The sequence below is a fragment of the Rhodococcus sp. (in: high G+C Gram-positive bacteria) genome (assembly GCF_049591685.1).
In the GTDB taxonomy this organism is placed as follows: domain Bacteria; phylum Actinomycetota; class Actinomycetes; order Mycobacteriales; family Mycobacteriaceae; genus Rhodococcoides.
In genome coordinates, this window is record NZ_JBAWFH010000413.1 from 1 (window position 1) to 12,255 (window position 12,255).

The 12,255-nt window shown below is 65.0% G+C and carries 14 protein-coding genes; 1 reads left to right on the plus strand and 13 read right to left on the minus strand.

The genetic code is table 11. The features are described 5' to 3' along the window. Positions 1-122: 122 nt before the first annotated feature. Positions 123-1,208 carry a DNA polymerase IV gene (locus tag WBQ44_RS17650; RefSeq protein WP_495567970.1) on the plus strand — a complete coding sequence of 362 codons (1,086 nt, stop codon included), beginning with the start codon at positions 123-125 and terminating at the stop codon, positions 1,206-1,208. Here the strand turns inward: WBQ44_RS17650 and WBQ44_RS17655 are convergent. From WBQ44_RS17655 to WBQ44_RS17715, 13 genes are all read right to left on the minus strand, one after another. Then, positions 1,166-2,161 (minus strand): MBL fold metallo-hydrolase, encoded by a 996-nt coding sequence (locus WBQ44_RS17655; protein WP_495567971.1) that lies wholly within the window; start codon positions 2,159-2,161, stop codon positions 1,166-1,168. The two genes, WBQ44_RS17650 and WBQ44_RS17655, sit on opposite strands and share 43 nt — an antisense overlap. Before the next feature lie 106 nt (positions 2,162-2,267). Then, positions 2,268-2,675 carry a CoA-binding protein gene (locus WBQ44_RS17660; protein ID WP_495567972.1) on the minus strand — a complete coding sequence of 136 codons (408 nt, stop codon included), beginning with the start codon at positions 2,673-2,675 and terminating at the stop codon, positions 2,268-2,270. A gap of 9 nt (positions 2,676-2,684) precedes the next feature. After that, a complete protein-coding gene (locus WBQ44_RS17665; RefSeq protein WP_495567973.1) occupies positions 2,685-3,086 on the minus strand; it encodes a DoxX family protein in 402 nt (133 codons plus the stop codon). 97 nt (positions 3,087-3,183) lie between these two features. Then, positions 3,184-3,624, minus strand: a complete 441-nt coding sequence (locus WBQ44_RS17670; RefSeq protein ID WP_495567974.1) for a heme-degrading domain-containing protein — start codon at positions 3,622-3,624, stop codon at positions 3,184-3,186. Continuing rightward, entirely contained in the window at positions 3,621-4,673 is a 1,053-nt protein-coding gene (gene mgrA / locus WBQ44_RS17675) for an L-glyceraldehyde 3-phosphate reductase (RefSeq protein ID WP_495567975.1), read from the minus strand. The genes WBQ44_RS17670 and mgrA overlap by 4 nt, the downstream gene beginning before the upstream one ends. Positions 4,674-4,686: 13 nt before the next feature. After that, complete coding sequence (locus tag WBQ44_RS17680) at positions 4,687-5,298, minus strand: bifunctional 4-hydroxy-2-oxoglutarate aldolase/2-dehydro-3-deoxy-phosphogluconate aldolase (protein ID WP_495567976.1); 612 nt, start codon at positions 5,296-5,298, stop codon at positions 4,687-4,689. Next, positions 5,286-6,029, minus strand: coding sequence for an IclR family transcriptional regulator (locus WBQ44_RS17685; RefSeq protein ID WP_495567977.1), 744 nt, complete (start codon positions 6,027-6,029; stop codon positions 5,286-5,288). Before WBQ44_RS17685 ends, WBQ44_RS17680 begins: the two co-directional genes overlap by 13 nt. Positions 6,030-6,055: 26 nt before the next feature. Next, positions 6,056-6,967, minus strand: coding sequence for a sugar kinase (locus WBQ44_RS17690; RefSeq protein ID WP_495567978.1), 912 nt, complete (start codon positions 6,965-6,967; stop codon positions 6,056-6,058). After that, positions 6,960-8,462, minus strand: a complete 1,503-nt coding sequence (locus WBQ44_RS17695; protein ID WP_495567979.1) for a tripartite tricarboxylate transporter permease — start codon at positions 8,460-8,462, stop codon at positions 6,960-6,962. Before WBQ44_RS17695 ends, WBQ44_RS17690 begins: the two co-directional genes overlap by 8 nt. Continuing rightward, positions 8,459-8,971: a tripartite tricarboxylate transporter TctB family protein gene (locus WBQ44_RS17700; protein ID WP_495567980.1), complete on the minus strand. Its 513-nt coding sequence runs from the start codon at positions 8,969-8,971 to the stop codon at positions 8,459-8,461. The genes WBQ44_RS17695 and WBQ44_RS17700 overlap by 4 nt, the downstream gene beginning before the upstream one ends. Further along, positions 8,968-9,996 carry a tripartite tricarboxylate transporter substrate binding protein gene (locus WBQ44_RS17705; RefSeq protein WP_495567981.1) on the minus strand — a complete coding sequence of 343 codons (1,029 nt, stop codon included), beginning with the start codon at positions 9,994-9,996 and terminating at the stop codon, positions 8,968-8,970. The genes WBQ44_RS17700 and WBQ44_RS17705 overlap by 4 nt, the downstream gene beginning before the upstream one ends. Positions 9,997-10,108: 112 nt before the next feature. After that, positions 10,109-10,990 (minus strand): ferredoxin family protein, encoded by an 882-nt coding sequence (locus WBQ44_RS17710; RefSeq protein ID WP_495567982.1) that lies wholly within the window; start codon positions 10,988-10,990, stop codon positions 10,109-10,111. A gap of 13 nt (positions 10,991-11,003) precedes the next feature. Next, positions 11,004-12,206 (minus strand): cupin domain-containing protein, encoded by a 1,203-nt coding sequence (locus WBQ44_RS17715; protein WP_495567983.1) that lies wholly within the window; start codon positions 12,204-12,206, stop codon positions 11,004-11,006. Between the last annotated feature and the right edge of the window lie 49 nt (positions 12,207-12,255).

The window sequence follows — 12,255 nt, forward strand, 5'->3', positions numbered from 1 at the left end:
GAGTGCGCATCGCTCGAGTTCTGGAACCGATGGGTCTCCTGCGGGATCGCCGACAGTCCGCTCGGTAATTCATTCGAACAGTAGACACCCTTTATCCAGGGAGGTTGACGCACAATGGCTTCATGGAAACACTGCCGAGCCGCCGGTGGGTGTTGCATGTCGACATGGATCAGTTCATTGCGGCTGTCGAGGTGCTGCGTCATCCGGAGCTTGCGGGCAAGCAGGTGGTTGTCGGGGGTCGAGGAGATCCAACCGAGCGCGGGGTGGTGTCGACGGCGTCGTACGAGGCGCGGGCTTTCGGGGTGCGTTCGGGGATGCCGTTGCGGGTGGCGGTGCGCAAGCTCCCCGACGCGATCTTTCTGCCCGTCGACGGCGATGCGTACAACGCTGCGTCGCATACCGTCATGGAGGCGTTGCGGAGTCTCGGCGTCGTGGTCGAGGTGCTGGGGTGGGACGAGGCGTTCCTCGGCGTGGAGACCGACGACCCCGTCGCGTTCGCTCGGCGGGTGCACGATGCGGTCTACGATGCGTCGGGTCTGCATTGCTCGGTCGGTATCGGCGACAACAAGTTACGGGCCAAGACCGCCACCGATTTCGGTAAGCCGCAGGGCATCTACACGCTCACGGCGGCCAATTGGTTCGAGATCATGGGGGAGCGGTCCACCGAAGCGTTGTGGGGAATTGGCAAGAAAACTGCGAAGAAGCTTGCGGCACTTGGCATCACGACGGTTACCGAGCTTGCTGCTACCGACGACGAGGTGCTTGCGGCTTCGTTCGGCCCGAAGACCGGACCGTGGATCGGCACCAAGGGCCGCGGCGTCGACCTGTCACCGGTGTCTGCCGAGCCGTGGGTTGCCCGCTCGCACAGTCGCGAGACCACGTTTCAGCAGAACCTCGACGACTGGATGGCCATCACCGACGAGGTCCGACGCCTGTCGATGAAGGTCCGTGACGACCTGCTGGCCGAAGACCGGCAGGCAGTACGCGTCACGCTCAAGGTTCGGTACGCGCCCTTCGAAACCCACACCACCACAGCGGCGCTCGCAGAACCGACGTTCGATCCCGTCGTCATCTCGGACGCTGCCGCCGCTTTGGTCGACAGGTTCGATCACTCGCGCGCTGTCCGGTTGATGGGGGTGCGGCTGGAGATGACGCCGCCGTTGGGTCAGACCGCGGCGAACCGCGCGGGCGAAGAGCCCGGCACCTGAGCGACGACATCGCGCGCGACGAGGTGGCGCAGGTGAGCGGCGGCTTCGGAGAGGGCCATCGTCTTGCCCAGCGGTGAGATGTCGCTCCACGGCTTGTACCACTCCATTCGCTCCGCAACCTGCCAGACGGTGATCTCGTCGTCGGCGAATGCCGCGGACAGGTGCTCGAGTCGCTCCTCGTGGTGTTTTACCAGTTCGGCTGCGCGTGCGGATACGTCGCCGATTTCGATACCGTGAGCGCCGAGCCCGCGGGTGACGTTCATCGTTTGCACTCGGTTCAAGGAGCTCATGAATTCGGCAAGCGCGTCGCGTTCCTCGAGTGGGTAGACGAAGTTGCCGACGTGGGGTGTCGTCTTCTGAAGCACGTGGTCGCCGGTAAACATCACGTCGGCGTCGGCTAGGTGAAAGCAGACGTGTCCGGGGGTGTGACCGGGAGTGGTCACGGCACGCAGTTCCCGTCCGGTGAGTGCGATGGCTTGGCCGTCGACGAGTAGACGGTCGGGCTCGGACTCAGGGCCGGTGGGCGGCTGCAGTCTGATGTTCTGCCAAGCAGCGATGTCCGACTCGGGCGCCCCTGCGGCCGCCATGTTCGATGCTTCTCGGGCGAACCATTCGTCGCCTCGGGGTGCGATCATGCCACGGAACTGCGAGTGGTCGGCCTCGTGCATGGCAATCCAGGCGCCGGAGGCCTGTCGTACCCGCCCGCACAGCCCGATGTGGTCGGGATGGAAGTGTGTTAGAACGACGCCCTCGACGTCGGATATCGAGTGGCCGATCGCGTCGAGGCCGGAGGTCAGCCCGTGCCAGGCGTTGTCGTCGTCCCAGCCTGCGTCGACGAGTACGAGTCCCCCGGGAGACTCCAGGGCGTAGACCAGTGTGTGCCCCAGTGGGTTGTCGGTGATGGGTACCGGAATTCGGTAGATGCCGTCACCGATTGCCGCTGCGTCGCTCATCGCTGCCTCGTTGCTTGGTCCAAGTAATGAGTTCTTGTCTCCATACTGGACGCCAGGCCCGGCGGGCCGACAACGGGGTCGTGCTCACGCGGAAATACCGCGAAACTCAGCGGCGGCGCCACTCGATGGCGGGACAGGTATCCATGACCATCGGAACGCCCGCCGCGATCGTCCGGTCGAAGGCCGCCTCGTCGATCACCCCGAGTTGGAACCACACGGCCTTGGCTCCGACGGCCACGGCTTCGTCGGCGAATTGGCCGGCGGCGTCGGAACGACGGAACACGTCGACGACGTCGATGGGAAACGGCACATCGGCCAGGCTGGGGTAACCCTGCTCGCCGAGGACGGTGGGTGCGCTCGGATGGATGGGCACGATGCGCTTACCACGCTGCTGGAGCAGGCCCGCGATCTCGTATGCGGTGCGCGTGGGATCGCCGGACAATCCGACGATGGCCCAGGTCTCCAGATCGTCGAGCATCAAGTCGACCGACTGTTTCTCTTGCCACGAAGTCATGGAGAAACGCTACACCCGGCCGGAGCGTGCGCGCAGGACCTGCCAGGCCCCGGTGCACCACAGCGACCAGACCACGAGCAGCGGTTGGAACAGCAGGCGGATCCCCCGTGCTGTATCGGTGTCGAGCCCGAATGCGTCCGTGTGCGTGACGAATTGGGAGATGTTGCCGGGAAACACGGCCACGAAGAACGCCGCGACTATCCAGCCCACGGCCGCCCGCCTGCGAACGACGAGGATCAGGGCGAGACCGAGAACGATTTCGACGACGCCGGACGCGAGGACGACGAAGTCCGCGTTCACCGGCACCCACGTCGGCACCTGGGCTTGGAACTCCCTGCGAGCCCAGAACAGGTGGCTCAGGCCGGCGAACAGGAGAAACGAGCCCAGGACGAGTCGAGCGATGGTCTTCATGCCCCCATCGTCCTCTCCACCCACATCGTCCTCTGTGCGCAGACCGGGCAGAGACGGGAGTCCACCCCGCGGCGGCAGACTCCCGTCTCGGCACGCGTCAGCCGCGCGCGGCGAACTCCGTCAGCTGTTCCACGACGAATGCGTGATCTTCCCGATGGGGGAGTCCCGAAACGCCCACGAACCCGACTACCCCGACGCCGGTGACGTGGATCGGCACGACTCCTCCGGCGGCGGCGTAGTCGCCGACGGGCAGCCGGGACTGGGTGTCGAAGTCGCGCCCGGTGGACTCGAAGAACTCGAGGACTGCCATCGAGCTACGGCCGTAACGGCCGGCCGACGCCATCTTTCGCGCCAACCACTGATCGTTCTCCGGGTAGGAGCCGGGAAGCGCAGCATGGAATGCCCGTTGCTGCCCGTGTTCAACGCCGATCACGAGTGGAAGTCCGCGCGCCGCGGCCACCTCTCGCATCTTGCACCCCAGCGCCCATGCGTCGTCGTAGTTGAATTGGTCCAGACAGATCGGCTGTGCGTCGCTCATGCGGTCGAGGATGCGAGCCAGATGTTCAGTTCACCGTCGACGGCGTACTGATCGATCTCGGCCAGGTCGTCGGCCGAGAATTCGGGACTCGTCAGCGCGAGCACACTGTCGGCCAGTTGGCTGGGGCGGGACGCGCCGACGAGTACCGACGACACCTGGGCCGAGCGCAGAACCCACGCGAGGGCCATCTGGGCCAACGGCTGCCCCCGACGTTCGGCGATCTTGTTGAGCGCTGCGACGTTGTGCAGGTTCTTCTCCGACAGCATTCCGTCTCGCAGTGTCTTTCCCTGCGTGGCGCGCGAGCCCTCGGGGATCCCGTTGAGGTACTTGGTGGTGAGCAGGCCCTGCGCGAGCGCGGAGAACGCGATGCAACCGATACCTTCGGCGGCGAGCACGTCGAGAAGTGACGGTTCTCCGTCTTCCACCCACCGGTTGAGCAACGAGTACGACGGCTGGTGGATGGCGAGCGGCGTTCCGAGTTCGCGCAGCAGCCCGGCCATCTCGACGGTTCGTGCTGCGGAGTACGACGAGATTCCGGCGTAGCGAGCTTTGCCCGAACGCACTGCGGTGTCGAGTGCGCGTGCCGTTTCTTCCATCGGGGTGTTCGGGTCGTAGCGGTGGCTGTAGAAGATGTCGACGTAATCCAGGCGCAGACTCTTCAGCGAGTGTTCGAGACTGCCGAGCAGGTATTTGGAACCTCCGCCGCGGCCGTACGGTCCGGGGAAGAAGTCGTAGCCCGCCTTGGTGGAGACGACGATCTCGTCGCGGAGATTCGAGAAGTCCTCTGCGAGAATGCGTCCCACGTTCTTCTCGGCGGATCCCATCGGGGGACCGTATCCGTTCGCGAGGTCGAAATGCGTGATGCCCAGGTCGAAGGCTGCGCGAACGATGTCGCGCTGTTTCTGGATCGGGGTGTCGTCGCCGAAGTTGTGCCACATTCCCAGGGATACGGCGGGTAGCAGTAGGCCTGAGGTGCCGACGGGACGGTAGTCCATCGAGTCGTAGCGAGTCGGCGCCGGGGTGTAGGCGTCGTTCAACCGAGAATGCATGTGTGAATGGCTCCTATCGAGCTGTGAAGAGGTCGGACAACAGGGTGATCTGTGCGTCGTCCTCGAGGGCAGAGCCGACTGCGACGACGTCGGCACCTGCAGCGAGGTAGTCGGCGGTGTTTCGTGCGTTCATGCCGCCCGTAGCGACGAATTTCATCGACGGGAACGGTCCCTTCATCGCCGCGAACCAGTCGGTTCCCAGCACCGATGCGGGGAACGCCTTGACCCAACCGAGGCCGAACGCGGCTGCTTGCTGGATGTCGCTGCCAGTGGCGACCCCGGGGAGGTGCGGCATGCCTGCGTCGACGCTCGCGCGGGTGACCACCGGATCGAATCCCGGTGCGACGGTGAAGGATGCACCGGCCTCGCGTGCCGTAGCGACGAGTTCTGCGGTCACGACGGTTCCTGCGCCGACGGTCATGCCTCGCGCGGCTGCCGCGTCCACCACAGCGGCCAGTGCCTCGACTGCGTCGGGGGACTGGATCGGTACCTCGATGGCAGTGATTCCGGCGTCCCATCCGCGGTGGGCGAGTTCGACGGTTCGTGCGGGGGTGAATCCACGCAGGATCGCCATCACCGGTGTTCGTGAGAATGCTTCGTCGAACCAGGAGTTCATGGTCTCCATCCGAGCTCCTTCGATATGTTGTCGGTTACGGCCTGTAGGTCGGGCAGCAACACTTCGAGTGCCGCGAGATCGGCGCGGCCTTTCAGGGCGGTAACGGATACAGCAGCGACGACGCGACTTCCGGCGTCGCGGATGGGCATGGCGACGCAGTTGACGTAGTCCTCGTATTCGGCGTCGTCGACCGACCATCCCCGTTCGGAGACGACGGCAAGCTCCGCGTCGAACTGTTCCCGCGAGGTGATGGTGGTCGAGGTGTGGGATACGAAGTCCGCCGCCTTCATGACGGAATCGACCACATCGGGTGGCTGAAACGCGAGTATTGCTTTGCTGACGCCGGCCGTGTGCAGGCAAACCGGCGCACCGATCTGCGAGAACAACTTGATCATGCCCGGTTGTTCGATCTTGTCCACGTACACGATTCGTTCGCCCTCGAGTGCGGCCAGATGCACCGTGTGCGAGCACTGTTCGCCGAGTCCGACGAGGTAGGGCCGTGCGACGTTGGCAAAGTCGAACTGCTCGCGCGCGGAGTTGGCGAGACCTGCCAGCCGGTAGCCGACGCTGTACTTACCGTCGCTGCGCTTGCGCGTCAGGCCCGAATCGGTGAGCGTTTGCAAGACTCTCAGGGCGGTGGACCGGTGAACGTCGAGATGTGCCGCGACCTCACTCTGCGTTCGTGGCTGGATTGCCACGAACTCCAATATCTCGATGGCGCGTTCGACGCTCTGCGACATGGACTACTCCTTCGGACTGGCAAAAATCAGGCATCGAGCTCGGCGGTGGGTACGAAATCGTTGGTGCTCGACAATGCGCGCGCCGCGAGATCGTGTCCCAGGGACAGTCTTCCGTGAGCATCCTTGCCGTTGGACAGGCCCGACAGGTATCCGGCAGCGAAAGCATCCCCCGCGCCGACGACCTCGACGACGTCGACCTGGCGGGCAGGCACGAATTCTGTACCGGTGACACTGAACTCCGTTGCTCCGATGTCACCGTCCTTGACGACGAGTGTGCCCACTCGATGCGGTTCGGACCGAACGAGTTCGGCGACGGACGCGGCATCGGTGGTGGACCACAGGGTGGCCGCCTCGTCCCTGCCGACGAAGACTATGTCGGCCCGACGGGCGAGATCGAGAAGAACGGGTGCGGCGCGTTCGACCTCCCACACTCCTGGGCGGTAGTTGACGTCGAAGGAGATACGCGTCGTGGATCCCGCACACAAATCGAACAGTGCGTTCATCATCTCCGCGCACGAATCGGACAGGCCGGCATTGATTCCGGAGACGTGGACGATGGACACCTCGCGCAACGGCAGGCCGTCGAGCGTGGCCGGCGACATCCGCGACGCCGCCGATCCGCGCCGGTAGTAGTGCACCGTCGTCACGCCGTCGTCGGGGTCTTTGAAGTACACCCCGGTCGGGGCGTCGTCGCGCATCGTCACGAACGACGTGTCGACGCCGTGGGAGGCGATCTCGTCGACGATGCGTCGTCCCAGCGGGTCGTTGCCGACGTAGCTGGCCCACGCCACGCTGTGGCCTTGCTCGACGAGGTAGAGCGCCACCGTGGATTCCGCCCCGCCCATGTGCAGGCTGAACAAATCTGCCGACGCCAACGGCACGGCGTCGACCGGTGCCACGAGAGTCATCGTTTCGCCGATGCAGAGGATCTCAGGCATCGACCTTGTCCTTCGAGCTGCGGCGGCCCTTCTCGAGCGCTGTCCGGATGTGCGGCCCGACGATCGCGAGGGCACTCAGCACCAGCAGGCCCACGGCGATGGCACTCGTGTAGATGCTCGCCGGGCCGTCGATGAGGAACGCGCGACGAATGTTGCTCTCGGCCAGCGGTCCGAGGATGAGACCGAGGACGAGCGGGCCGGCCGGGAAGCCGTTGCGTCGCAGCGCGAGTCCGAGCAGACCGAACGCGAGCATGAGACCCACGTCGAAGGCGCTGTTCTGTACCGCGTAGGTGCCCACCATGCAGAACGTGATGATGACTGCCCACAGGTACTGCTGCGGGAGATCGAGCAGTTTGACGACTCCACGCATGCGCACCAGAGCGAGTGCAAGTGCGGCGAACGTCGCCAGCAACATGATGCCGGCCAGGCTGTACACGAGTTCGGGCGATTCGACGAACAGTGCGGGACCGGGCTGCAGCCCCCAGATGATCATCGAACCGATCATGACGGCCATGACCGCATCGCCGGGTACTCCGAGCGCCAGGGTGGTCGTCACGGAACCGCCCATGGTGGCGGTGCTCGCGGTGTCCGCCGCAGCGAGACCTTCGAGGGATCCCTTGCCGAACTTCTCGGGTGTCTTCGACGATCGACGCGCCTGGTCCCAGGCGACGACTCCCGCGATGTCTCCGCCTGCAGCGGGAACGACACCGACGATTGCGCCGACGCCGGAGCCGATGAGAGCGGGTTTGAGTAGCTCTCGGCGTTCCTTCTTGTTGGGCCACCACTTGCCGAGCTGGGTGATCGGCGTCGGAACGAGGGTCGGGTGCCGGGAAATCATCTGATTGAACACCTCGGCGATACCGAACAAGCCGACGATAGCGGCGATGAACGGGATTCCGGAGCTGAGTTCGTTCAGTCCGAATGTGAATCGCCCGTCGCCGGTGATCGGATCGCGGCCGATGGTTCCGAGGAGCAATCCCAGAACGCCCGCGAACAGACCCTTCGCGACACGCCCTCCGGACACCCCGATCATCATCGTCATGCCGAAGACCACGAGGGCGAACATCTCTGCCGGCCCGAATTCGAGTGCGATGCTCGCAATCGGCTGTGCGGCGAAGATGAGGATGCAGATGCCGATCACGGAGCCGACGGCCGACACCAGCGCCGAGCTCGTCAGCGCTATGCCTGCACGGCCCTGCTTTGCCAGGGGAAAGCCGTCGAATGTCGTGGCGATGGAGGCCGGTGTTCCCGGGGTGTTGATGAGGATTGCGGGCACCCGGTCACCGAATTGTGCTGCGACATAGATGGACAGCAGGACCGACAAGCCCTGAAGTGGTTCCAGTGTCAGGGTGAAGCCTGCGGCGAGCGCGACGGCCATCGCCGCGGTGATGCCGGGGATTGCTCCGACGAGGGTGCCGAGGAGAACACCGATCAGCAGGCAGAGACCGATGCTGGGGTCGAGTAGTGCGCCGAGACCGTCGGCGAACGCGCTCACAGCGGAACCTGCAGCAGGAGACCGAAGATCGACCACAGAAGAAATGTGGTGACGACCGGAAAGATCACCAGGGCCTTGACGCCGCGTCCGCCTGCGACGGCCACGAGGCCCGCCAGCAGGAAGATGGTGACCGCGCGGAAATCGAAGAACTGCCAGGCGAAGCCGTAGGCGGCGATGAGCGCCAGCGTAGCGACGAGGACGACGCCGCCCGACTTGGTGATCGGGGGTTCGTCGGAGGTGATCCGCTCGAGTATTGCCTGGACGATAAGGATGAGGCCGATGACGACCATGGCGATCGAGAGTGCAGTGGGCCACCACCGCGGTCCGAACGACTGACCTTCCCTGCCGACTTCGATTGCAGCAGCGGCGAAGTAGACGCCGACGCCGAAGGCGATGACTACGATCCCGGTAGCGATTTCGTAGAGGCGGCTGTTGGGGGCGCGATCGGTGGCGTTTACCGAGTCACCACCGTCCTCGACGGTCGTGACGGGAATGTGTGAGGTGGTCACTGCTGGCCTGCCAGCTGCTCGAACCGATCGGACTCGGATCCGACGAAGGTGCTGGTCTCGTCCGCCGAGCGGTACATCGGCAGGTTGCCGCCGGACTCGATCAGCTCCACGTACTCGGTGCTCGCGGAGGCTTTCTCGATCGCGTCTTCGAGGGTGGTTGCCACTTCTTCGGGTAGGCCGGTCGGGGCGGCGATCACTGCCCAGCTACCGATGACGACGTCCTGGCCGAGTTCGGTGGCGGTGGGAACACCGGGGAGTGCCGGTGCCGGTTCGTCGGTGAACACTGCCAGCACTCGAAGACGACCGTCTGCGTGTGCGGGCGCCGTCTCGCCGATGCCGGCAACGACTGCATCGACCTGGGAGCCGATTGCTGCGGTGACTGCCGGTGCACCACCGTCGAAGGGAACTCCGGTGAACTCGACGTCGGCAACGCGGCCGAGTTCCAAAGCTCCTGCTTCCCAGATGGATCCGGGTCCGGCGTTCGAGACGGTGACGGAGCCGGGCTCGGCCTTGGCTGCGGCGATCAGGTCGTCGAGCGTCTGGAATGGGCTGTCCGCGGGGACCGCGATGGTGCCCGGCTGAGAGTTGACCTGGCCCAGGAAGTCGTACGCGGCAGGATCCGTCGAGTAGCCCTGGTGGCCGAGCAGGCTCACCTCGACGGGGAGCACGCCGATGGTGTAGCCGTCGGGGTCCTGGTCGGCGAGGTACTGCATGCCGATCGATCCGGCACCGCCCGGCCGGTTCTCGACGACGACGCTGACGCCGAGATCGGCTTCCATCTGCTTGCCCAGCGTGCGTGCGGTGAGGTCGGTAGCTCCGCCGGCGGCTGTGGGGGTCAACAACGTGATGTTGCCGGACGGAAAGTCTTCCGCCGACCCTCCGCCCGACGATCGATCGGCGCAACCGGTGACGGTGACGGCCAGGATTGCGACCGCGGCTCCTCCACGCAGGAGCAGGCGAGATGGATGTGTCGGTGATGTTCGCAAGATTGCCTCCGGGTAAATGTGTTGCGCTGTATGCAACACCGTTGCTCCTTGTGCACAAACAGTAGCGCATGTGTGACCCGAGGCATAGCAAAACCTGAACGTGATGCGGATCGGTCGCGAGTGCGACGCGAGACAATATGTGCTGCGACTGCTACTGCGTCGACACGCTCACGCACTCGAAGGTTCGAACCGGTCCGGCCTTGGTGGCATTGCACGTCGTGGTTATCGGGTCCGACAGTCCCTGCCGGACGACGACGGTGACGGGAGTGCGGTGAGCGAGAACGACGGTCCAGTCCGTTCCGTCCTGCGTGACCGACAACGGATCGAGTGCGTCGATACGGTATTCGTTCAGCAACTCGCGCGCGTGATGCTGCGCCGCCTGGACGGGAGCGGGCAGTGAGCTGCGGCCGCGAAAGAAACGCTGCACCACCAAACCGCGTCGGTGATCGTCGACGAGGGATGCGGCGTCGGCCTCGTCCACGTTGCCGTAGTAGAGGCCCTCGGGAAAGACCACCATGGTGCCGGCGAAGCGATCTCCGCCGAGATGGGAACACTCCCAGGTGATGTCGGCATGGCGGTCCAGAAGGGCGGGGAGCACGCGACGACCACGAACTGCGCAACAGCGGTCGTGGCGCCCGTGCGCACACACCGCAACGATCGGTTCCTCCGACGACACTCCCGTCGATGCGTCCAACGGGACGGTCAACAGTTGCTCCGGCGACGACACCTCACCCCAGTGAATGCTGGCCGACCCGATCCGCGAGTCGACGATCGCCCACCGCCATCGACCCTCACCACGCAGGCGTCCGGGCCGCCGGATGGCAAGTACGCGCATGCCTTCCGCCTCGACCCGTCGCGCGATGGCCAGACCCAGGTCGGAGTCGAGCACTCGGTCGGCGTTCAGAAACGCGGAGTGTCCCCACGGTCCGTCGACCTCCGCGAGAAACCAGCGCAGTCCGGGGGAAGCCGTCCCGGCGAGCGCGTCGCCACGCAGGCGAGCACCGTCGCTGCACGGTATCGAGGGAAAAGTCACGGAGCACCCACCGTCACGGACCCGGTACCAACACGCCTTCTCGAAGAAGTCGCCGGACGACCACGGAGGCACTGCCCGGGTCCAAGCCCACGAGATCCCCGACCATGCAGGGCTTACCGACGTGCAATTGCTGCACCGCAGGTGCGCACTCCACCGGCAGCGACACGGTCTTGTTACGCAGGCCGAGGTGAATCTTGTTCTCGTCCTGCCATATTCGCGGAGAATGGCCGCGACGCCACACCACGGTGCTGTCGCTGGTCAACGAACCCATGAACGAAACGGTGTGCAGGGGATTCACCGGCTCCGGCCGAGTGATCTCGACGAACCGTCGTCCCAGTCGCTCGGCGATATCGCGTCGAGCTGCGCCGTCGGTACGCACCCGATCGAGGACGGCGGCAACCTCGTCGACGACCCTGTCCACATAGGGGAGGACGGCATCGGCGTCGGTCAGATCGATGCCGGCAGGCAAGGGACTCCGCAGCGCAGCGTCGTCCTGCAGCATGCGAAACAGGTGATGCGCGATGTCGTAGTGGTTGAACGATGCAACGCCGATGGTGAGGTGAATAGTGGTGTCGCCGAGAGCTTCTGCGGAGTGAATCCATCCGCGGGGCAGGTACAGCGCGTCGCCGGGTCGAAGCACCGTGTCGACGGTCGGCGCTTCCCGTGCGCGTTTCTCCACTGCCTCACGGCGGTCCGACCACGGTTGATCGGACAACGGATGCGTGTGTACCGGCGGGTGCAGGATCCAGCGCTTCTCACCGCTGATCTGCAGCACGAACACATCGTGTACGTCGTAGTGCGGGGAAAAGCCCGTCGAGGACGCAGGTGTGATGTACGCGTTGACCTGAGCGGGGTGACCGACATCGTCGACGAGTGCGCGAACGAAATCGATGAGCGGCGGCCATAGTCTGTGCAGGCCCTGCAGCACCAGGGTGTGGCCGTCGGCGAACGCCGACAGCACCGACTCCGAATCCAACTGGTCGGTCATCTCTGCGCCGAAACCACCGGAGGCCGTGAACTGTGAACGGTCGAGCAGCGCACCGTCCTTGGCCATCCGAACGAACGGGGTGCGGACGCCACGGCGGGAGACGAGTTCGTCGACCGACTGCGGCGTCATCAAGTCGTCGAACGAGCCGGGAAGCTCTGTGGCGCGCGACAGCAGGGGCTCGCGTCCCCAGTGAGTGTCGACGAAGGTTCGATCGTCGACGGAGATCAAACGACCGAGCGCGGACCGGAAATCCGGCCCGCGCTGGTCGTCGTCGAGT

Excerpts from the sequence above, each read along its gene's own strand:
- WBQ44_RS17650 (WP_495567970.1), top strand. The coding sequence starts at position 123 with ATGGAAACACTGCCGAGCCGCCGGTGGGTGTTGCATGTCGACATGGAT.
- WBQ44_RS17655 (WP_495567971.1), bottom strand. The coding sequence starts at position 2,161 with ATGAGCGACGCAGCGGCAATCGGTGACGGCATCTACCGAATTCCGGTA.
- WBQ44_RS17660 (WP_495567972.1), bottom strand. The coding sequence starts at position 2,675 with ATGACTTCGTGGCAAGAGAAACAGTCGGTCGACTTGATGCTCGACGAT.
- WBQ44_RS17665 (WP_495567973.1), bottom strand. The coding sequence starts at position 3,086 with ATGAAGACCATCGCTCGACTCGTCCTGGGCTCGTTTCTCCTGTTCGCC.
- WBQ44_RS17670 (WP_495567974.1), bottom strand. The coding sequence starts at position 3,624 with ATGAGCGACGCACAGCCGATCTGTCTGGACCAATTCAACTACGACGAC.
- mgrA (WP_495567975.1), bottom strand. The coding sequence starts at position 4,673 with ATGCATTCTCGGTTGAACGACGCCTACACCCCGGCGCCGACTCGCTAC.
- WBQ44_RS17680 (WP_495567976.1), bottom strand. The coding sequence starts at position 5,298 with ATGGAGACCATGAACTCCTGGTTCGACGAAGCATTCTCACGAACACCG.
- WBQ44_RS17685 (WP_495567977.1), bottom strand. The coding sequence starts at position 6,029 with ATGTCGCAGAGCGTCGAACGCGCCATCGAGATATTGGAGTTCGTGGCA.
- WBQ44_RS17690 (WP_495567978.1), bottom strand. The coding sequence starts at position 6,967 with ATGCCTGAGATCCTCTGCATCGGCGAAACGATGACTCTCGTGGCACCG.